This window comes from Clostridium sp. AM28-20LB (assembly GCF_003480665.1).
GTDB lineage: Bacteria > Bacillota > Clostridia > Lachnospirales > Lachnospiraceae > Otoolea > Otoolea fessa.
Map to the genome: position 1 here is coordinate 804,536 of NZ_QUJN01000001.1, position 20,252 is coordinate 824,787.

At 49.5% G+C, this 20,252-nt stretch carries 18 protein-coding genes; 1 reads left to right on the forward strand and 17 read right to left on the reverse strand.

The window, feature by feature from the left end:
• Window positions 1–189 precede the first annotated feature (189 nt).
• The 8 genes from speB to DW739_RS03600 form a co-directional block, all read right to left on the reverse strand.
• Window positions 190–1,065 carry an agmatinase gene (speB, locus tag DW739_RS03565; protein ID WP_118742624.1) on the reverse strand — a complete coding sequence of 292 codons (876 nt, stop codon included), beginning with the start codon at window positions 1,063–1,065 and terminating at the stop codon, window positions 190–192.
• Window positions 1,046–1,906, reverse strand: a complete 861-nt coding sequence (gene speE / locus DW739_RS03570; RefSeq protein WP_118742625.1) for a polyamine aminopropyltransferase — start codon at window positions 1,904–1,906, stop codon at window positions 1,046–1,048. The genes speB and speE overlap by 20 nt, the downstream gene beginning before the upstream one ends.
• Before the next feature lie 28 nt (window positions 1,907–1,934).
• Window positions 1,935–3,512, reverse strand: a complete 1,578-nt coding sequence (locus DW739_RS03575) for an aminotransferase class I/II-fold pyridoxal phosphate-dependent enzyme (RefSeq protein ID WP_273433016.1) — start codon at window positions 3,510–3,512, stop codon at window positions 1,935–1,937.
• Window positions 3,513–3,573: 61 nt separating this feature from the next.
• Window positions 3,574–4,341 carry an adenosylmethionine decarboxylase gene (gene speD, locus DW739_RS03580; RefSeq protein ID WP_118482030.1) on the reverse strand — a complete coding sequence of 256 codons (768 nt, stop codon included), beginning with the start codon at window positions 4,339–4,341 and terminating at the stop codon, window positions 3,574–3,576.
• Between the two features lie 511 nt (window positions 4,342–4,852).
• A complete protein-coding gene (locus DW739_RS03585; protein ID WP_118637040.1) occupies window positions 4,853–5,620 on the reverse strand; it encodes a prolipoprotein diacylglyceryl transferase in 768 nt (255 codons plus the stop codon).
• Window positions 5,621–5,812: 192 nt separating this feature from the next.
• Entirely contained in the window at window positions 5,813–7,912 is a 2,100-nt protein-coding gene (locus DW739_RS03590) for a heavy metal translocating P-type ATPase (protein ID WP_118742627.1), read from the reverse strand.
• A 106-nt stretch (window positions 7,913–8,018) separates the two neighbouring features.
• Window positions 8,019–8,333, reverse strand: coding sequence for a DUF6110 family protein (locus tag DW739_RS03595; protein WP_022359851.1), 315 nt, complete (start codon window positions 8,331–8,333; stop codon window positions 8,019–8,021).
• A 177-nt stretch (window positions 8,334–8,510) separates the two neighbouring features.
• On the reverse strand, window positions 8,511–8,786 hold the full coding sequence (locus tag DW739_RS03600) for a transcriptional repressor (protein ID WP_107000128.1): 276 nt from the start codon (window positions 8,784–8,786) through the stop codon (window positions 8,511–8,513).
• 431 nt (window positions 8,787–9,217) lie between these two features.
• Between DW739_RS03600 and DW739_RS03605 the strand changes: the two genes are divergently transcribed.
• Window positions 9,218–9,724 carry a flavin reductase gene (locus tag DW739_RS03605; RefSeq protein WP_107000129.1) on the forward strand — a complete coding sequence of 169 codons (507 nt, stop codon included), beginning with the start codon at window positions 9,218–9,220 and terminating at the stop codon, window positions 9,722–9,724.
• Between the two features lie 185 nt (window positions 9,725–9,909).
• On the opposite strand, the gene nadA is transcribed toward DW739_RS03605, so the two are convergent.
• The 9 genes from nadA to DW739_RS03660 form a co-directional block, all read right to left on the reverse strand.
• Window positions 9,910–10,821: a quinolinate synthase NadA gene (gene nadA, locus DW739_RS03610; protein ID WP_118742717.1), complete on the reverse strand. Its 912-nt coding sequence runs from the start codon at window positions 10,819–10,821 to the stop codon at window positions 9,910–9,912.
• 467 nt (window positions 10,822–11,288) lie between these two features.
• Window positions 11,289–12,020, reverse strand: a complete 732-nt coding sequence (locus DW739_RS03615; protein WP_118742628.1) for a hypothetical protein — start codon at window positions 12,018–12,020, stop codon at window positions 11,289–11,291.
• A 427-nt stretch (window positions 12,021–12,447) separates the two neighbouring features.
• A complete protein-coding gene (locus DW739_RS03625) occupies window positions 12,448–12,996 on the reverse strand; it encodes a hypothetical protein (protein ID WP_117796438.1) in 549 nt (182 codons plus the stop codon).
• Complete coding sequence (locus DW739_RS03630; RefSeq protein ID WP_118742629.1) at window positions 12,997–14,541, reverse strand: DNA methylase; 1,545 nt, start codon at window positions 14,539–14,541, stop codon at window positions 12,997–12,999.
• A 496-nt stretch (window positions 14,542–15,037) separates the two neighbouring features.
• Window positions 15,038–16,642 carry a phosphoenolpyruvate carboxykinase (ATP) gene (gene pckA, locus DW739_RS03640; RefSeq protein ID WP_118523506.1) on the reverse strand — a complete coding sequence of 535 codons (1,605 nt, stop codon included), beginning with the start codon at window positions 16,640–16,642 and terminating at the stop codon, window positions 15,038–15,040.
• Between the two features lie 388 nt (window positions 16,643–17,030).
• Entirely contained in the window at window positions 17,031–17,591 is a 561-nt protein-coding gene (locus DW739_RS03645) for a glycerol-3-phosphate responsive antiterminator (RefSeq protein WP_107000135.1), read from the reverse strand.
• A 1-nt stretch (window position 17,592) separates the two neighbouring features.
• Entirely contained in the window at window positions 17,593–18,405 is an 813-nt protein-coding gene (locus DW739_RS03650) for an HAD-IIA family hydrolase (protein ID WP_118742630.1), read from the reverse strand.
• Window positions 18,406–18,624: 219 nt separating this feature from the next.
• Window positions 18,625–18,987, reverse strand: a complete 363-nt coding sequence (locus tag DW739_RS03655) for a DUF1667 domain-containing protein (RefSeq protein WP_118472037.1) — start codon at window positions 18,985–18,987, stop codon at window positions 18,625–18,627.
• Window positions 18,987–20,252, reverse strand: a complete 1,266-nt coding sequence (locus DW739_RS03660; protein WP_022359839.1) for an FAD-dependent oxidoreductase — start codon at window positions 20,250–20,252, stop codon at window positions 18,987–18,989. Before DW739_RS03660 ends, DW739_RS03655 begins: the two co-directional genes overlap by 1 nt.

The window sequence follows — 20,252 nt, forward strand, 5'->3', positions numbered from 1 at the left end:
TCTGAAATGTACTCTGTTTTTGTTCCATTTTATAATCCAAATTTCACATTTGCTTTTGTTCAAACACTTTTCAGTTCATGTCTCAAACACACACTTTTATTTGATGATACCAGGGTCAAAAGGTCAGAAGTTCGACGCAAGCTTGCTTGCAGGAGAATTTTTGACCTTGGAACCCGCCAAAAACATTTCTTACTTAATCTTTGGATTTCCCAACAGCGCCAGCAGCATCTCCCTTACAATCTTGCACGCCACCGCCGTCGATGCACCGGACGCATCCAGCGCCGGGGATAATTCATTCACATCACATCCAACAATCCAAGCTGCACTGCAGATCTGCGTGACTGCCCGTCGAAGTTCCTCAAAACTGATTCCGCCCGGTTCCGGCGTTCCTGTTCCCGGAAACACACTCGGATCCAGCACATCCAAATCCAGGGTAAAATACACCGGTTTTCCTTCCAGTTTCCGAAGAGTTTCCTGAAGGACTTCCATATCCACAATAAATGGATGCGTCGTCACGTGTTCTTTTCCCCAGCGCCATTCCTCCCGGTCGCCGGAGCGGATACCAAACTGCGTGATCCTGCCGTCTCCCAGGACTTCCCAGCAGCGGCGCAGCACACAGGCGTGCGAAAGTTTCGCACCCAGATAATCGTCCCGCAGATCGGCATGTGCATCAAAATGGATGATATGCAGATCCGGATATTTCTCTGCCAGCGCCTGCACCGGTGCCAGCGTCGCCAGGTGCTCGCCGCCCAGCATAAATGGTATCTTGCCATCCCCGGCAACCTCCACCGCCCGTTCCCGCAGATCCTTTAACGCCAACGATGCGTCACCAAAGCAGAGCTCCTGATCGCCCGCGTCAAACACGGCGTAATCGGTCAGATCACGGTCCTGGTACGGCGAATACGATTCCAGCCCATAGGATTCCGAGCGGATCGCCCGTGAGCCGAACCGGGTGCCCGGGCGGTACGAAGTGGTTGAGTCAAACGGCGCGCCGTAGAGCACGATCCCCGCCTCCTCATAGCTGGCGTCACACGCCAGAAACGTCTCAATATTTGCCTTCAACATCTTCTAACATCTCCTCCACATATGCCGGCAGGTAAAATGCCCCTTTATGCAGGGTCGTCGTATAATACCGGCAGTCCAGCCCCCGCAGGTTCCATCTTGTCTCATCCAAATTCTTTAACGGATGGTATTTCTTCGACGCAAATCCAAACAGCCAGTGCCCGGACGGGTAGGTCGGGATATGCGCCTGATAGACGCGGCTAATCGGAAACGACTCTACGATCCGCTTATGAGCCCGCTTGCACGCCTCCGCGTCCTCGGCATAAAACGGGCTTTCATGCTGATTGACCATGATGCCGTCCTCTTTTAACGCCTTATAGCAGTTCCCGTAAAATTCCCGGGTAAAAAGCCCTTCGCCCGGTCCAAAGGGGTCGGTTGAATCCACGATGATCAGATCGTACTCATTTTCCTTAAAGCGGACATATTTCAGCCCATCCTCATAGTGGATCGAGAGTCTCGGATCATCAAGACGGCACGCTGTCTTCGGCAGATATTTCCGGCAGACCTCCACCACCAGCGGGTCGATCTCCACCATGTCGATGTGCTCGATCTCCGGATAGCGGGTCAGCTCCCGGATCACGCCTCCATCCCCGGCTCCAATTACCAGTACCTTTTTGACCAACGGATGCACTGCCATCGGCACATGCGTGATCATTTCGTGATAGATAAATTCATCCTTTTCCGTCATCATCATATATCCATCCAAAGTCAGAAACCGCCCAAATTCCGGCGAATCAAAGACATCGATCCGCTGGAACTCGCTCTTTCCGCTGTAAAGCTGGCGATCCACCCGGATAGAAATTTTTACATTTGGCGTATGATTCTCTGAAAACCAGAAATTCATAATTTTCCCCTTTCTATCTACTGCTTATCTATTTCAGCACATTCAGGCGCTCAATCCCCGGATCCTCCGGTCCAGTCATTGAACATCCTTTTTCCAGCGCATACGCAATGTAGTCAATGATCTCTTCCGTGATCTGCTCGCCCGGCGTCAGAATCGGGATGCCCGGCGGGTAGCACATGACAAACTCACTGCACACACGTCCGGCTGTCTCGCGGATCGGAAGAGATTCTTTTTCTCCGTAAAATGCCTCCTGCGGCGACATCGCCACGATCGGGTCAATATAGTCAAAATCCATCAGCGTCGATTTATCCCGGCTGAACCGGCGCTTGATCTCCGCCAGTGCGCTGACCAGGCGCTCTACCTCCCGCTGCCGGTCACCGATAGACAGATATGCCAGAATATTTCCCAGATCACCAAATTCCGCCTGGATATCGTACTCGTCCCGGAGAAGATCATAAACCTCGATCCCCGCCAGCCCGATATCGCGCGTGTGAATTGAAAGTTTGGTCACATCGAAATCATAAATGCTGTCGCCGTTTATCAGCTCCTTCGAATAGGCATAATAACCGCCAATCCGGTTGATTTCTGTTCTCGCATACTCCGCCAGCTCCACCACCTGCTTAAATGCCTCACGCCCGCGAAGCGCCAGGTTCCGTCTGGAGATATCGAGGCTGGAAAGGAGCAGGTAGGAACCGCTCGTCGTCTGCGTCAGATTGATAATCTGGCGGACATACCCGGCGGACATACCCGGACCCGTCAGAAGAATCGAGCTCTGCGTCAGGCTTCCGCCTGATTTGTGCATCGAAACCGCCGCCATATCCGCCCCAGCTGCCATCGCGGAAACCGGCATATTTTCCCCGAAATAAAAATGGGTTCCATGCGCCTCATCAACTAAACACAACATCCCATGCTCATGTGCCAGCTTTACGATCGAGCGCAGATCCGAACAGATGCCGTAATACGTCGGATTGTTCACAAACACCGCCTTAGCATCTGGATTTTCTTTGATCGCCCGGCGCACATCTTCCACACGCATTCCAAGCGGAATCCCCAGTCTCTTATCACCCGCCGGATTCACATAGACCGGAACCGCGCCTCCAAGCACCATCGCACCCATGACGCTGCGGTGGACATTTCGCGGCAATATAATCTTCTCGCCCCGCTTGACTGCCGTCAGCACCATGCTCTGGACCGCCGATGTCGTACCGCCGACCATCAGGAATGCGTGTGCCGCCCCGAATGCCTCAGCCGCCAGCTGCTCCGCATCCGCGATGACAGACACTGGGTGGCAGAGGTTATCGAGCGGCTTCATGGAATTGACGTCCAGCCGCATGCAGGTCTCCCCTAAAAGTTTCGTCAGCTCCGGGTTGCCGCGCCCCCTCTTGTGCCCCGGAACATCAAACGGCACCACGCGCATCTTCTGAAATGCTTCCAGCGCCTCATAGATCGGCGCGCGCTCCTGGGTCAGCGCGTCATCTCTTCGACTGCCTTCCCCTGTTTCCTTCTGTCCTGAAGCTTCCCTTCTGCGCCGTGTACTCCTTCCGACGCCCGGCTCCAGATTTCTTCTCTCTTCTTCCATCTGCCGTTCCTCCTGAAACTCACTCATTCGTTTCTTCTATCGTATTTTCCAGTCAAACCATTCTCTTTCCTCTCAAAAAGCATTTCTTTTAAAACACATTTCTTCCGCTGAAAATTTCAATCATCTCCCGCCGCAGGCTGTCCATAATACTGAGTCTGGTGGTCGGCGGAAGTTCATAGACATCTGTCTTAAACAGATAATTCTGCAGGTCGATCTCTTTCAGCATCATCTTGGTATGGAACAGATTTGCCTCGTACACATTGATATCGACCACATCGTAGCGCCGCAGCGTTTCCTTGGAGATATAATCCTGAATCGAGCGGATCTCACGATCCATAAACAACTTTTTTCCGTCCACATCCCGCGTGAACCCACGCACCCGGTAGTCCATCGTGATGATGTCCGAATCAAACGAACCGATCAGGTAATCGAGTGTCGAAAGCGGCGTGATCTCCCCGCAGGTCGCCACGTCGATATCCACCCGGAAGGTCGCCAGACAGGTCTCCGGATGGTATTCCGGATAGGTATGGACGGTCACATGGCTCTTGTCCAGATGCGCCACCTGCGTCTCCCCCTGCACCGGCACCATAGAGCCTTCCGCAATCAGAAGCGTGACCGAAGCCCCCTGCGGATCGTAGTCCTGCTGGGAAATACTCAATACCCGCGCCCCGATCATATCCGTCAGCGATGTTAGGATCCGGGTCAGGCGTTCCGAATTGTACTGCTGATCGATGTAGGCAATATAATCCTTCTGCTCCCTCGGTGTCTTGGCATAACAGACATCATAGATATTAAAGCTAAGCGCCTTTGTCAGGTTATTAAAGCCGTATAATTTTAATTTTTCGCTGTGATCCATATCTTCCTTCTCCTGAAATATAAATGGTGTTGATCAAAAAAGCGGATGATGTGTCTCCACATCATCCGCAAAAACGTTCTTTTTCTGCTTCGCACTATTTTTACAAATCTGCCGTATACCTGCGAAATCTTCCCTTGTCTCTATTTACCGCATATACTGCACATTGCTTCAAACCTTTTTATCCACAGAAATCTCACATTCAGAGTCTATATAGCAAATATCTACTTTTACCACTCTTATTGACCGTTTTACAAGTTGATGTGCATGAGCACTGGTTGTAAAGTAACCAACTTATAAAATTGAGCTTTTAACTCAATCAATAGGGCAGTTCGCACTGCCAATCGGCATTTGACCCGGCTGTCCGTATGGCCATTCCCTGTTTCACAGGTGGTCAGATATATTTGCATGGATGACTCTTAAAATGTTAAGACTTTCCATATCAGAGGTATCATACAGCAATTTTGGTAAAATGTCAAGAATGATTTTTATTTGGGTTGACATTTGAAAATTTTCACTTTTCTAACGGTACTTCCGTCCTCTTCCCGCAGAACGCAAACATCGCCACGCCCGCCGCAAAGATAAACAACGAGATAAACTGTGAAGTCGAGAGGGATCCGACCGCTCCCCGGTTCAAATCACCGCGGAAAAATTCCAGCACGAAGCGTCCCAGACTGTAGCAGATCAGATACAGTGATACCACCTGCCCCTGTTTTTTGCACTTTTTCGCCGCATAGAGAAGCAGAAGGCAGTGCAGGAAATCCAGACCGCTTGAGATGAGCTGGGTCGGAACCAGGGGAATGTTGTTCGGGGCAAAGTCCGAATCGTGGAACACGATCGCAAAATGGCTGTGGGTCGGCATACCGTAGCAGCAGCCAGCCAAGAAACAGCCGATCCGTCCAAAGCCCTGCGCGAGCGCAACCGACGGCATGACCAGATCCGCATACTGGAAAAAGGAAATATGCTTGATCCGGCTCAACACATAGCCGCCCAGCACGCCGCCGATGATGCCGCCGTACACAACAAATCCATCGCTGATATCTAACAATTTCTTCGGGTTTGCCAGAATTTCGTCAAAGATTGTGACATAGTACAGAAGTTTTGCACCTAAAATTCCACATACAACACCGCAGATCGCGATCGAGAGGATCATATCGACATCCATCCCCCGCTTGTTTGCCCGGTACTCTGCCAGGTAATACGCAGCGATAATGCCGATGCCGATCATCAGACCGTAGCCGTGGATCGTGATGCTGCCGATTGTGAATAAGTCATTTTTCATGAAAGGTTTATCCTCCTATTTAGTTTACGTTCCCTGATGCTTTTCGATTATAGCATTATTTATATAAAAAAACAAATGTTAATAGATAGCAGAAAAACAGATGTAAAACAGGCTTTTTTCTTCCCATTCTACATCTGTTTCACTATACTTATTTTATAATTGAGGATACAATCAAGCCCGTATCCAGACTCCTTACGCCTCTTCCCGCTCTTCCTCCGGCAGCAGGTTCGTCATGCTCTTTAAGCTGATCGCCAGTGTCGAGCTGTTATGCAGCAGCGCCGACATCGACGGTGTGATGATACCAGCCACGCCTAAGAGAATCAGACCTAGGTTGAAGCTGATGACGAAACGGTAGTTTCCATGGACACGTTTCATCAGATCCATGCTCAGATGACGCAGAAGCACGACTTCATCCAGGGAATCTTTCTTAATCGTGATATCCGCGATCTCTCTGGCAATCTCCGCGCCCTCGCTGACTGCGATGCCCGCGTCTGCCGCTGACAGAGCCGGTGAATCGTTGATGCCGTCACCGATCATGATAACTTTGTGGCCTTTCGCCTTCTCCTCCTCAACAAAGCGCGCCTTATCCTCCGGAAGTACCTCGGAGAAATAATCATCCACGCCGACCCTCTTCGCGATCGCCGCTGCGGTCCGCTCGCTGTCGCCAGTCATCATGACAATGCGCTTAAATCCAGCCTCTTTTAACTGGCGGATGACAGACGGCGCTTCCTCACGCAGCGGATCCTCGATACAGATAACGGCTGCAAGCTGTCCGCCGATTGCCATGTAAAGATGGGAACAATTTTCCGGAAGGTTCTCAAACTTCTCTTTTCCATCCTCCGGCAGTGTGCACTTCTCATCCTCAAATACGAAATGGTGGCTTCCAATCACGACGCGTTCTTCGCCCACATAGGTAGCGATACCGTGCGCTACGATGTAATCCACTCTCGAGTGCATCTCCTCATGTACCAGATGACGTTTTTTCGCTTCCTGTACGACCGCGTTTGCCATCGAATGCGGGAAATGTTCTTCCAGGCAGGCTGCGATACGAAGCAGTTCTTCCTTCTCCATGCCATTGAAAGATACTACATCAGATACAACCGGTTTTGCCTTGGTCAGGGTTCCGGTCTTGTCAAATACGATCGTCTCCGCCTCGGCAACAGCCTCCAGAAACTTGCCGCCCTTGACCGTAATGTGATGCTGGCTTGCCTCACGCATCGCAGACAGGACTGCAAGCGGCATTGCCAGCTTCAGTGCGCAGGAGAAATCAACCATCAGGATCGACAGTGCTTTCGTCGCGTTGCGGGTCAACAGATAGGTAAGCGCGGTACCGCCCAGACTCCACGGAACGAGTGCATCTGCCAGGTTCGACGCCTTGCCTTCAACGGATGATTTGAGCTTCTCCGAATCCTCGATCATCTGTACGATACGCTCATAACGGGTGGAACCGGCGGATTTTTCTACCTTGAAGGTAATCTCTCCCTCTTCCAGCGCGGTTCCTGCGTAAACATAGCTGCCCGGCTCTTTTCTGACCGGCTGGGATTCGCCGGTCATCGAAGCCTGGTTTACCATCGCCTCGCCGCTTACTACGACACCATCCAGTGGAATCACTGTACCCATATGGACGGTCAGCTCGTCGCCCGCGGTAACATCCGAAAGCGGTACAAAGACTTCGGTCCCGTCCACTTTTTTCCAGACCTTTTCCACGTTCAAGGACATGCTCCGCGCCAGATCCCCAACGGATTTCTTATGTGTCCACTCCTCCAGAAGCTCACCGACGCCGAGCAGGAACATAACGGAGCCAGCCGTATTGAAATCGCGGCGCAGAAGGGAAACACTGATCGCCGTCGCATCCAGCACCTCCACATGCAGCTTGCGCTTAAATACGAGGCAGTGGATACCTTTCACGATATAACGGATCGCCTGCACGGACGTGTATACCGCACGGACCGGCGCCGGGAGAAATGTCTTCGTCGCAAAGCGGGTCAGTACCTTCTGAATCAGCTTTTCTTTGTACTCCTGATTCAGGGCGCGTCCGCTGCTTTTAACTGCCATCTCCTGTTTTTCGGTAATCTGACCATCAAACGCCGCTACCTGTACGAGTACCGCCTCCCGATCCTCCTTATAATAGATAACCGCATCTGCTGTCCGCTCATACACCTTAGCCGCCGTCACGCCGTCCAGACCAAGCAGATACTGTTCCAAAACGTCCGCTTCGCGCACGGTATGGAATTTCCGGGCAAGGCTGATACGGATTCTTCCTTTGATTTCATGCTTTATAATGAATTTCATGATTCATCTTCCTCCGGTTATAGAAGAGCTGCCGCGAGATAGCATCCCATGCTATCTTGCGGCAGCCCCCCCTGTTATTTAGATTCATGTATTCTTGGAGTTGCTATTACTGCTCTGCCTTCTCAGCCTCCGGTGCGGCCTCGGTTGCCTCAGCAGTCTCGTTGAAATCCTCATCCTCACCAAAGCTCTCATAGCCGCGAGCCTCGTTGATCTGCTTTGCCTCAGCCAGGATGTCCTCAGCGTTCTCCTGAATATTGGTAGCGGTGGTCATCACACAATCACGTGCACGAAGTCCGGCTGCTACGCAGTTTACGTAAAATTTCTTTGCATCCTCGCTGCCAAGAATCTTAACACCTGCTGTTCCGAACAAAACGCCGCCTGCAAATAAACCTAATTTTTTTAATTTGAAAATGTCCATCATGATTACTCCTCCTCTGATATTATCTAAATTATATTCACATATGATTTTTGAAAACTATTTATTCCATTTCAAATGCGAATATAGCTGCGTTTAATGACTCATTTCTGAGGTACAAGTAGATGGTAACAGCTTACCCCCATGATAGTCAAACCTAACTTTCCTTATTGAGATTTTTTATCAACTGGCATCCGAAGTTATACTTGACAGCTCATCCTCATTCCGCAGAGAATACTGGCGGCAACGGTTTAAAACGCCGATTTCTTCCAGCACTGCAATCATCCGGTACACCGTTGCCTTGCCGATCCCCGGGTCGCGCTTGGATGCCTCGTAGTAGATCTCCTTACAACTGCTCCATCTTCCCTCCAAGATCACATCCAACATGATCTTTCTTTGATCGGTCATCCGTTTCCCCCGTCTCTTCAGTTCGCTGATAATCTGCTCTCTCTGCTGCATCGTATCATCTCTCTTTCCATATCTTCTAAATTATTTTTCCGCACATCTGCCGTTTCCGTCCACAACCCGGCTTTTTATTAGCGCAGACTAACTGTTCGTTTAAAATATATAGCATACTCTGCTTGCCACTCTTTTTGCAAGTACTAAATTCCGCTTTTGCCTCTGGCTCAGCCTCATTAAGTCCTTAGATACGACTCGCACTAAGTGCTCATATTATATTGTGTTTCATCAAAAACAAAACATAATTAGCATGAACAAACTCGGGTTAGAATGCCGCAACTCAAGTTAGATGTCTCTAACCTTAATTTAAAGACTACCTCTTTTTTTCTCATCTGTCAATGAATTTTCGAAAATATATTTGATTTTCTTCTCTGATAATGGTAAGGTACTCACAGAATAATCAATTCAGACAGGAAAGGAAGGATTTTTCGATGAGCTTCAAAGAAATAAAGCCAGAAGAATTAAATTTTAACCCGTTTACCCGCATCGGTTCCGACTGGATGCTTTTAACCGCCGGCACCGAGGATAAATTCAACACCATGACTGCCAGCTGGGGTGGCGCAGGCGTATTCTGGGGCAAACCGGCTGTTACCTGCTATATCCGTCCCCAGCGCTACACCAAAGAATTTATAGACAAAGAAGAACTCTTCTCCGTCAGCTTCTTAAAAGACGGACACCGCGATGCTCTCAAACTCTGCGGCTCCGTATCTGGCCGTGACCACGACAAAATCAAGGAAGCCGGCCTGACCCCGGTCTTCATCGACGGCGTACCGGCATTTGAAGAAGCTGACACCATCCTCATCTGCCGCAAAATGTACCGCACATCCATGAATCCGGCAGATTTTATTGATAAGGACGCTGACAGCAAGTTCTATCCGGAAAAGGACTATCATGATATGTATATTGCGGAGATTGTGAAAGCGGTTGTGGCTGAATAAGCAGAGACGTTCCATTTAAAATTTAAATCCCACAGGGAATGCCGCTGTCTGGTCTCTAGCTGTGATTGTATGTTTTCCTGACAGGCAATCACAGCCGAAAACGCTGATTTGCAGCATTTTCTGTGGGAATCCTTTGAATGATCCTTTTTGGTCTATTTGTTTATATTGTATCTTTATTTATTCCTTTATTTTGCCAATTCCAGCATCCGCGCCAGCGGACCAACCGCCCTCTGCCGCATCGCCTCATCCATCTCCACTTCCTCTTCCGGATTTTCCAGCGCCCGCAGTACGCTGTCCAGATGAACCTTCTTCATGTTCGGGCAAAACTGGCGGTGACCTACGGAGAAAAACTTCTTCTCCGGGTTCTTCTGCAGCAGTTCATAGAACACGCCCATCTCGGTGCAGATCAGGAAGACTTTCTCATCCGAATTCGTCGCATAATCAATAATCTGGGAGGTACTTCCGACAAAATCTGCCAGCTCCAGCACATCGCCGGTACACTCCGGATGCGCCAGCACAACTGCCTCCGGATGCAGCTCTTTTGCTTTCTTTACATCTTCCGCATGAATACTCTTATGTACATGGCAGAAACCGTCATTGAAAATAAAATGTTTCTCCGGCACTTTTTTTGCGATAAAACGTCCCAGATTCTCATCCGGAATAAAGAAAATATCCTTGTTCGGCAGTTTTTTCACGATTTTGAGTGCATTCGATGAGGTAACACAGACATCCGATTCTGCCTTGATCTCCGCCATCGAGTTCACATAACAGACAACGGCTACATCCGGATACTCTTTGCGTACTTCGCGGATCTTCTCCACCTCAACCATGTGAGCCATCGGACAGTCCGCGCTCCGGTCTGCCATGATAACCGTCTTCTCCTGGCTTAAAATCTTCGCACTCTCGCCCATAAATGACACGCCACAGAAAATGATCGTCTTCTGCGGCACCGTCGTCGCCAGCTCCGCCAGATAATACGAATCGCCCACATAATCGGCAATCTCCTGCACTTCTCCATCTACGTAATAATGTGCCAGAATCACGGCATCCTTCTCTTTTTTTAATGTCTCGATCCGCTGCTTTATCTCCTGATCCATCTCTTTTCCCTCTCCTTTTTTCACCGCTCTGTTCACGCTTCCGAATCCCCATCGATTGACAGAAACCATACCATTTTTCCGACAGCTGCGGTTCATTTTCTTCTTTACAATGTATCCGACATCTTTGCCACGCCATATTTCTCTGTCCATATAGCTTCCACACGGTAAACTTCTGTGATTATACCTCTAAGAGAAAAGCTGTGTCAATGAAATTTTGACACTTTTTATTACATCTGTCTTGTCATATAGCAATTCATCTATATACAGACTGAAAGTCTGCTTTTCCGGCGCTTCAACCAGAGCAGCCAATATGCATTTATGCAATTTTTTTGTTTCACAAATGTATTTTACTGTGCAACAAAAAGTCAAACCAAAAATCGGACGGTTTTTCGCTGTGTTTTTCACTGTTCAAACCGTCCGATCTACATGACATATTTATAATTTTATCGCTTTATGCACATCCGCCCTTATTGCTGAAACAGCACCAGTCTCGATACCTTTCCTTCCGCGTCCGCCCAGATCGCGCATTTCTTTCCCGCTTCCAGATCGTCTGCGGTCACGATGTTCCGGGTTAAATACGGCAGAATACGTGTCTCAGCGCTGACAGTATAGGTCACGCCATCCTTTGCTTTCACACAGACGGTATCATCATTCTCGGCACTCTTTTTCACCGACCCGATCTCCGTGTAAACCGGCACGGCGCTCACATCGGTTACATGGACGAAGAAGAGCTGTCCGTTCGTGATCGGCGGCTCGCTCATCGTCATCGCCTCCCCGATGTAGGCATATACAACTGTTCCCGTCTCCGCCTCGGTCATATCGACCGGATTGCCTGTCTCTGCGTCAAAAATCGGCGTTTCCGGTGAAAATGTGATCACCATCTCGCCGGCACTGCTGATTCCCGACTGATTGTCAATCGTGACGGAATCGCTGGTAACCTCCGAAACCGGACCATAAACACAAATAAATTCGGATGAAACCTTCTTTCCTGTACCGGATGCCGGACCGGACGAGGCGTTTTTCTCGATAACCGTATTACTCTCGCTGGTTTCCGCTGCAGTAGTCTCCCCAGCTGCCTTCGTATCTTCGACAGCCGTCTTATTCTCCTCATCGCCCGCTTTTGCACTGGAAGCGCACCCAAGCGCACCTACCGACAGTGCTGCACAAATTCCTGCAATATATAACGATTTTTTTTTCATAATTTGAATCTCCTTCCGACTGTTCTTATGCCTGCTCCCTGTCTGTTCCCAGGGACTTCTCTGAAATTTTTCAAAACTTCCCAGGCACTTTTTAGTTTCTAAAACCAGTGAAATATTTTTCTTTATACTCCGTATTCAGCTCTTCTATCTGGTTTTCTCTGTTCTAACAGTCTACCCTATTTCATTCAAAAGTAAAAGTGCTTTTTTCTTACGGATTTCTGATATTTTATTACTGTTCACGCATACGTGCCCAGTAACGGAATTTGCCGTGGCTTCGCATTTAAATACGGCAAATTCCTGCTGCCACCACGTTTTCTTACGGCACTTTCGGTTCCAAAAGTGCCTACCCGTAAACAGTAACGATATTTTCCTTTGCCGGTCAGGAGGTCCATACAAAGCTTCAGCAACTGTGCTGCCATGTAACATTTCACTCCACTTCCTCTTCTATCAGCTCCACACGGCAGATCTGTGGAAAATTTACCGCGATCTCCCCGCCTATATTTTCAAGTCCAGGCTGATTTCCACTCCTTATTTCCGCCAACCACAAAACTTGCCGGTAATAGTCGATTTTCTTCAATCGTCCTGCTGCCGTTCGGTAAGCGCCGCCATCCTTGTGCACGTCCGGTTGGAACCAGGTCACAGAAAGCCGAACCGTCTCGCCACGCATCAGCTGCTCCTCCGCTTCTACAAGCGTCTGATTGATCATCTCGCGCACGCTGTCATCCAGATCGATCTCCCGCTCGGTCAGGCGCGCTTCCTCCTCTACCGCCTCCTCATAGCCATTCAGTGCCGCAAACGAGGCGAACTGCGCCGCCCGGTCCTCCACCGGCATCCGTGCATGGCGCAAGGGAAATGGGTAAGAATGACCGAGGATATCGCCGTAGCGGCGCTGGGCGTCACTTTCCTGCCCTTTTTGGGTTTGGCTTCGTCCACCTTTTAAGTTTTCAAATTCATTCACTCTATATTGATCTTCCATCTACGCCTGATGTCCCCCGATCTGCCCGTTGCGCTCCTTGGCGGTCGCGCCTTCCTCAAAGTTCATCCCGCGCAGCACCGCGTTTTTTCCGTATTTTTTCTTGATCGTCAGAAGCGCTTCCTGCATCCGGCGCTCCCGCTCGCGTTTTTTCTGTTCTTCCTTCTCTTTTGCTTCCTTTTTTGCGTAATCGGTAAACAAATCAAGCTGTTCAAATGTTTCCTTCTGTTCACGCTCTTTCGCCATTTTCTCATTTACCACATGACATGCCGAGAGCGACATCCGGCGGATGAGAAGTGCCGGGTTGACAATCTTATCATACAGAGCCGCCATCGCCTCCAGAAGCTCGCTTGAGGACGAAGTCGCACGCGGCAGATTCCACGTTCCATGTGCATGCTTCGGCACACGCCGCCCGTAGCGATCGGTTGTTACCGGTCCCTTGTATACTTTCCGTATCTCCGGGCGGGTCAGGTTTTCGATGTCATATCCGACCGTTAGAACGAGCTGATCGGTCACTAGCCGTTTTTCCACCAGCTCCAGCGAGATCCCGTCAATCATCTCCTGAACCACGATCCGCGCCTTGTCCGCCGTGTACGGACAGTGAAGCACCTGTCCGCAGCCCAGGCTGCTACTCTGCGGCTTGTACGCCCGTATCTGTGCGATCGTGCACGACTCGCAGCCCCACGCATGGTCAATCAGAAGCTCGGCGTTGATGCCGAACATCTGGTACAGCAGTTCCTCGCTGTAAAACTCGCCCGGTTTTCCCAGTGAACAACGTGCAATATCGCCCATTGTCCGAAGTCCCGCCTGCCAGAGTTTCTTCTGATAGCCCGGTCCAACCCGCCAGAAATCAGTCAGCGGCTCATGCGTCCACAAAAGTTCCCGATAACTCTGCTCATCCAGCTCGGCAATCCGCACGCCGTCCTTGTCCGCTTCCACGTGTTTCGCCACAATATCCATCGCCACCTTGCACAGATACAGGTTCGTCCCAATCCCCGCCGTCGCCGTGATGCCTGTTTCCTTTAACACCGTGCGGATGATCCCCTTTGCCAGCTCGCGCGGCGAAACCTTGTAAATCCCCAGATATTCCGTCACATCCATGAACACTTCGTCAATCGAATACACATGGATGTCCTCCGGTGCCACATACCGGAGATAAATCTGGTAGATCTGCGTGCTCCATTTCATATAGTATGCCATTCTCGGCGGCGCAACCAGATAGCTGACCGCCAGCGACGGATCCGCCTTTAATTCTTCATTTCTCCACGATTTATCCCGGAACTGACGTCCCGGCACCAGTCTGCGGCGTTCCTCATTGACTTCCCTAATCCGCTGAATCACCTCAAATAACCTAGGACGCCCCGGCACACCATAGGATTTCAGTGACGGTGACACCGCCAAACAAATCGTTTTCTCCGTCCGCGACGGATTCGCCACGACCAGATTCGTCGTCAACGGATCCAGACCGCGCTCTACGCACTCGACCGATGCGTAGAACGATTTTAAATCGATGGCAATATACGCACGCCTGGAAACTGGTTTCTGCATGGCAGGATCCTCCCTTCTCTATTAACTCCAGAAGTCTTTTCTGCACTTGCTTTTGTGGCTGATTTTCCGCCAGCCGCACCCGAATTTCTGAGGCGTACGCACCGCATATGCCTCAGAAATTCAGGAACAACTGACAAAAAATCATCTCACAAAATCAAGCGCAGAAAGATTCCGAGAGTATATATTATAACATATCCATGAACTTCACGAAATACCCAAATCCAAACATGTGTTTTGCAGAAACAAAAACGTTACTGTACACGCATGCGTGCCCAGTAACGGAATTTGCCGTGGCTTCGCATTCAAATACGGCAAATTCCTGCTGCCACCACGTTTTCTTACGGCACTTTCGGTTCCAAAAGTGCCTACCCGTGAACAGTAACACAAAAAACTCCAGTTCATTCGAATGAGAATCACATTTCTCATCCAAACAAACTGGAGGTTTTCTATCTCACCAGGTTTACCTCTTGGATTTATTTACCATTTATTTCTGGCATTATAACTGCGGACCAGCCTTTACCAGAGCCTTGCCAGCTTCGTTTCCTTCGTATTTAGCGAAGTTCTTGATGAAACGGCTTGCCAGATCTTTTGCTTTCTCTTCCCACTCAGCCTCGTTTGCATAGGTATCGCGGGTATCCAGGATAGCCGGATCTACGCCCGGAAGCTCGGTCGGTACTTCGAAGTTGAAGTACGGGATTTTCTTGGTCGGAGCCTTCTGGATGTCACCATTTAAGATAGCATCGATGATACCACGGGTATCTTTGATGGAGATACGTTTGCCGGTTCCGTTCCAGCCTGTATTTACGAGGTAAGCTTTTGCTCCGCTCTTCTCCATTCTTTTAACCAGCTCTTCTGCGTATTTGGTCGGATGCAGCTCCAGGAAAGCCTGTCCGAAGCAAGCGGAGAAGGTCGGGGTCGGCTCGGTAATGCCGCGCTCGGTACCAGCCAGTTTTGCTGTAAATCCGGATAAGAAGTAGTACTGTGTCTGCTCCGGTGTCAGGATAGATACCGGCGGAAGTACTCCGAATGCGTCTGCAGACAGGAAGATAACGTTCTTAGCTGCCGGTGCAGAGGATACCGGACGTACAATATTCTGAATATGATCGATCGGGTAGGATACACGGGTGTTCTCGGTTACGCTCTTATCAGCGAAATCGATCTTGCCGTTCTCATCCAGGGTAACGTTCTCAAGCAGTGCATCACGTCTGATAGCGTTGTAGATATCCGGCTCAGACTCTTTATCCAGGTTGATAACCTTCGCGTAGCAGCCGCCCTCGAAGTTGAATACACCGTTGTCATCCCAGCCGTGCTCGTCATCACCGATGAGAAGACGTTTCGGGTCGGTAGAAAGGGTAGTCTTGCCGGTTCCGGAAAGTCCGAAGAAGATAGCGGTGTTCTCGCCATTTAAGTCGGTGTTAGCAGAGCAGTGCATAGCAGCGATGCCCTTTAACGGAAGGTAGTAGTTCATCATGGAGAACATACCTTTCTTCATCTCTCCACCGTACCAGGTGTTGATGATAACCTGCTCGCGGCTTGTGATATTGAAGACAACAGCTGTCTCAGAGTTTAATCCAAGCTCTTTGTAGTTCTCAACTTTAGCCTTGGAAGCGTTATATACTACGAAGTCCGGTTCGAAATTAGCCAGTTCTTCGTCGGTCGGAACGATGAACATATTCTTTACGAAATGAGCCTGCCAAGCAACCTCCACAATAAAACGGATCGCCATACGGGTGTCTTTATTTGCGCCACAGAAAGCATCTACTACAAACAGTCTCTTGTTGGAGAGCTCATTTAAAGCGATATCCTTTACTGCGTTCCAGGTCTCTTTGGATGCTACATGGTTGTCGTTCTTGTACTCGTCTGAAGTCCACCATACTGTGTCCTTAGAGTTCTCATCCATAACGATGAATTTGTCTTTCGGGGAACGTCCGGTATAAATACCTGTCATAACGTTTACTGCACCAAGCTCGCTGACCTGACCTTTTTCATAGCCCTCCAGCTCCGGTTTGGTTTCTTCTTCAAACAGCATTTCATAAGAAGGGTTGTAAACAATCTCCGTTGTTCCTGTGATTCCGTACTTGCTTAAATCGATCTTAGCCATCTTAATACCCCTTTCCTGTTATCCGGCAGCTCCCGTCTGTGTGAAATTGTCAGCTTCGCTGACCAGAATCACGCGCCAAGTCTCGCGGACGTTCGACTTGAATTTTGTCTGACATTTCTCACCAAACCAGGGATTTCAGTGTCCCCCACTGTACATATGTATAGTTTGCAACCGCTTTACCTTTTCACGGTTCTTATATTTTGTACACTGTGAAAGCTCGCCTTTTCTTCTCTTTATCTATTTTTACCAAAAGAGATTACTTCATCATTCTAATGCATTCATGATAAAAAATCAAGCGAAATCGCGAAATGATTGATATTTTTTTATCAATTTCATTATTTCAAATATATCTGTCACTCACAGCGTCTAAATCGTTTAAGTTTTAAAATCACACGTACCACACCGCTTCATTCGTCGCTGAAATGGCATCCGTACCCGCCTCAAAGGCCGCCATCACATCTTTTTTGTCAGACAGCAGTCCCCCGGCGATCAGCGGAATATCGGTGTACTCGCGCATGATCTTAAGAATCTTCGGCATCACCCCCGGCATGATCTCGACTGCATCCGGTCGGAACATTTCGATCTGTTTTTTCAATGTATCGAGTGCGATCGAATCCACAACAAAGGTTCTCTGGATCGCATAAAGTCCCATCTCCTTCGCGCGCTCCACCAGTGTATTTTTTGTGCTGATAATACCGTCCGCCCGCGTATTGTGGGCGATAAAATCGACCGCCACCCTCTTGGTGCTCAGTCCCTGGATCATATCCACGTGGACGATCGCCACCTTCCCGGCGTCCTTGATGCGCGCTACAATCTGATCAATATCACAGATCGTGCCAAACAGCACAAATACTACCTTACATTCAGATTTAAGACTTTTTTCCAGCCCTTCCCAGCTCTTAATCGCTGCGATTATCGGAGATTCCTCCAGTAATTCAAGCATTGTCATTCTATGCTTCCTCTTCTCTCATAGTCTTGAGTATTTCTCCCATCTCTTTCAGCCCTGTGAAAATCGCATCCGGCACGACATCCGCCTTCGGTACATCCTCCAGCTTCGTCTCGCCGGTCAGCACCAGGATTCCGTGTGCCCCATTTACCACGCCGGTTTTCACATCCGTGTAGATCCGGTCGCCGACAAACGACATTGCCTCGCGCTTTGCCCCGGTCATCTCCAGAACCATATCCACGGTCTCCTTGAATGGTTTTCCGACATACTTCGGCTCCTTTCCGGTCGATAAGGAGATTGCCGCGCACATTGCGCCGCAGTCCGGGATAAATCCCTCCTTCGTCGGGCAGTTGATATCCAGATGCGTTGCCAGGAACACAGCGCCGTTGCGGATATACGTGCAGGCGCGCTCCAGCTTCTCATAGGTCAATGTCATATCAAAGCCAATCACGACCACATCCGGCATCTCCCTTGTCAGAAGAATGCCATTTTCACGGAAATTCTCCTCCAGGTCCGGCGTTCCCACCAGATAGACTTTCTTTTCAGGATAATACTCTTTCAGATACTGAATCATCACATCCCCGGATGTAATGATCTGATTCCTTTTAATATAACACCCCATTTTTGCCAGTTTGTCAATATATGTTTTCGAAGATTTCGACGAATTATTCGTAAAAAATACATATCTCTTCCCTGCTTTCTTCACTTCCTCCAGAAAATCCAACGCCCCGTCGAGCACATCCGTATCCAGATAAAACGTCCCGTCCATATCGAGGACAAACAGTTCTGTCTCCTTTAAAATTTCACGTTTTTCCATGCCTCTCTCCTTGTAATTTTTATCTCTGTAAATATGTAAACACTAAATTTTTTTCCAAAACAACTTTATCCAATCCTGCACAAATATGCAAGCACGTTTTTCATAAATCTTAATTTCAAAAATGGGAAGCCGTACAAATCTCTTCTATGAGTCTGTACAACCTCCCATCTCTCATCTTTATATTCTGCAACAGGCTGGCGGCGTCACTTTTACGTTTTTTTACGCCCGCCCTACATTCTTGCTCGCCACAACCGCAACCCCGGTTCCAGCGCAGTCTGCGATAATCACATCCCCGATATGCACCGGAGCTGCCACCTTCACGGCGCGGATCTCCTTCATGCAATCAAAGATTTTGCCCTTCGGGATATCCGAAGCCGTCTTGACCGCTGCTCTCTCGATCGTGCCGCCCTCGACGCGTACCGTTGAGGTAACGATTCTCGTCGGATTGGTTACCTCTTTCTTTGCATACGCCTCGCCGCGCGGGCATGTATTTCCTTCTACCTTGATCTCGCCATTTCCCATCGTCACAGTGAGCTGACAGCCCAGCGGACATCCGATACAGGTCAGTTCTCTTACTTCCATCACTCATCCACCTCCGTGCAAATGGTTATTTCTTTCAGATCCGGATATTTCTCCAGACTTTCCTTCGTCAGTATTACCTGCTCCATCTCACCCGGTGCCAGCACGCGTTTTTTGCGGCTGCTCACACGCTCTCCGTCAAAATAAACGGAAATGCTGCGGTTTTTATAAACATCTGCCACACGGAAACGAACGGTCAGCTTGTCTGCCATCGCCTCGGTATCGATCGACTGTGGTACCGTGTAGCGGACGCCATTTTCTGCCTTGAGTGTCACGCTGTGACCTTTCTTCGTCTCGCCGGATTTCACATATTTCGCTGCGTTCTGTCCTGCCAGCGCTGCCTCCTCGGATACATAGTCAACCAGATCATGTACATGAAGCACGTTGCCGCAGGCAAATACACCCTCGATGCCTGTTTCCAGACGGTCATTGACCATTGGGCCGGAGGTAACCGGGTTCATCGCCACGCCCATATTTCTCGTCAGCTCATTCTCCGGAATCAGGCCACAGGATAACAGAAGCGTATCACAGTCATAGTGCTCTTCGGTACCCGGAATCGGTTTGCGGTCCGGTCCGACCTGTGCCAGCGTGATGCCTTTCACGCGCTCTTTTCCCTCGATATTCACAACCGTATGGCTTAACTTCAACGGAATATCAAAGTCATTTAAGCACTGTACGATATTTCTCTTCAGACCGCCCGAATACGGCATCAGCTCCGCTACGACCTTAACCTTTGCGCCCTCCAGTGTCATACGTCTCGCCATGATCAGTCCGATATCGCCGGAACCGAGGATGACAACCTCTTTACCGACCATATGACCCTCGATGTTCATGAGACGCTGTGCCGTACCAGCAGTGTAGATACCTGCCGGACGATACCCTGGAATGTTCAGGGCGCCTCTCGGACGTTCGCGGCACCCCATCGCCAGGATAATCGCTTTTGCCTTGATGAGCTCCAGTCCCTCGCTGCGGCTTACGACTGTGATCTCTTTGTCTTTATTGATATCCAGTACCATGCTGTTTAAGCGGTACGGAATTTCCAGCTTTTTCACTTCTTCCTCATAACGTGCCGCATACTCCGGTCCGGTCAGCTCTTCTTTAAAGGTATGAAGACCAAAACCATTGTGGATACACTGATTTAAGATACCGCCCAGCACGCTGTCGCGCTCCAGAATCAGAATATCCTCTGCGCCGCTTTTCTTTGCCGCTGCTGCCGCTGCCAGTCCAGCCGGACCGCCGCCGATAATTACAATGTCATGCTGAATCAT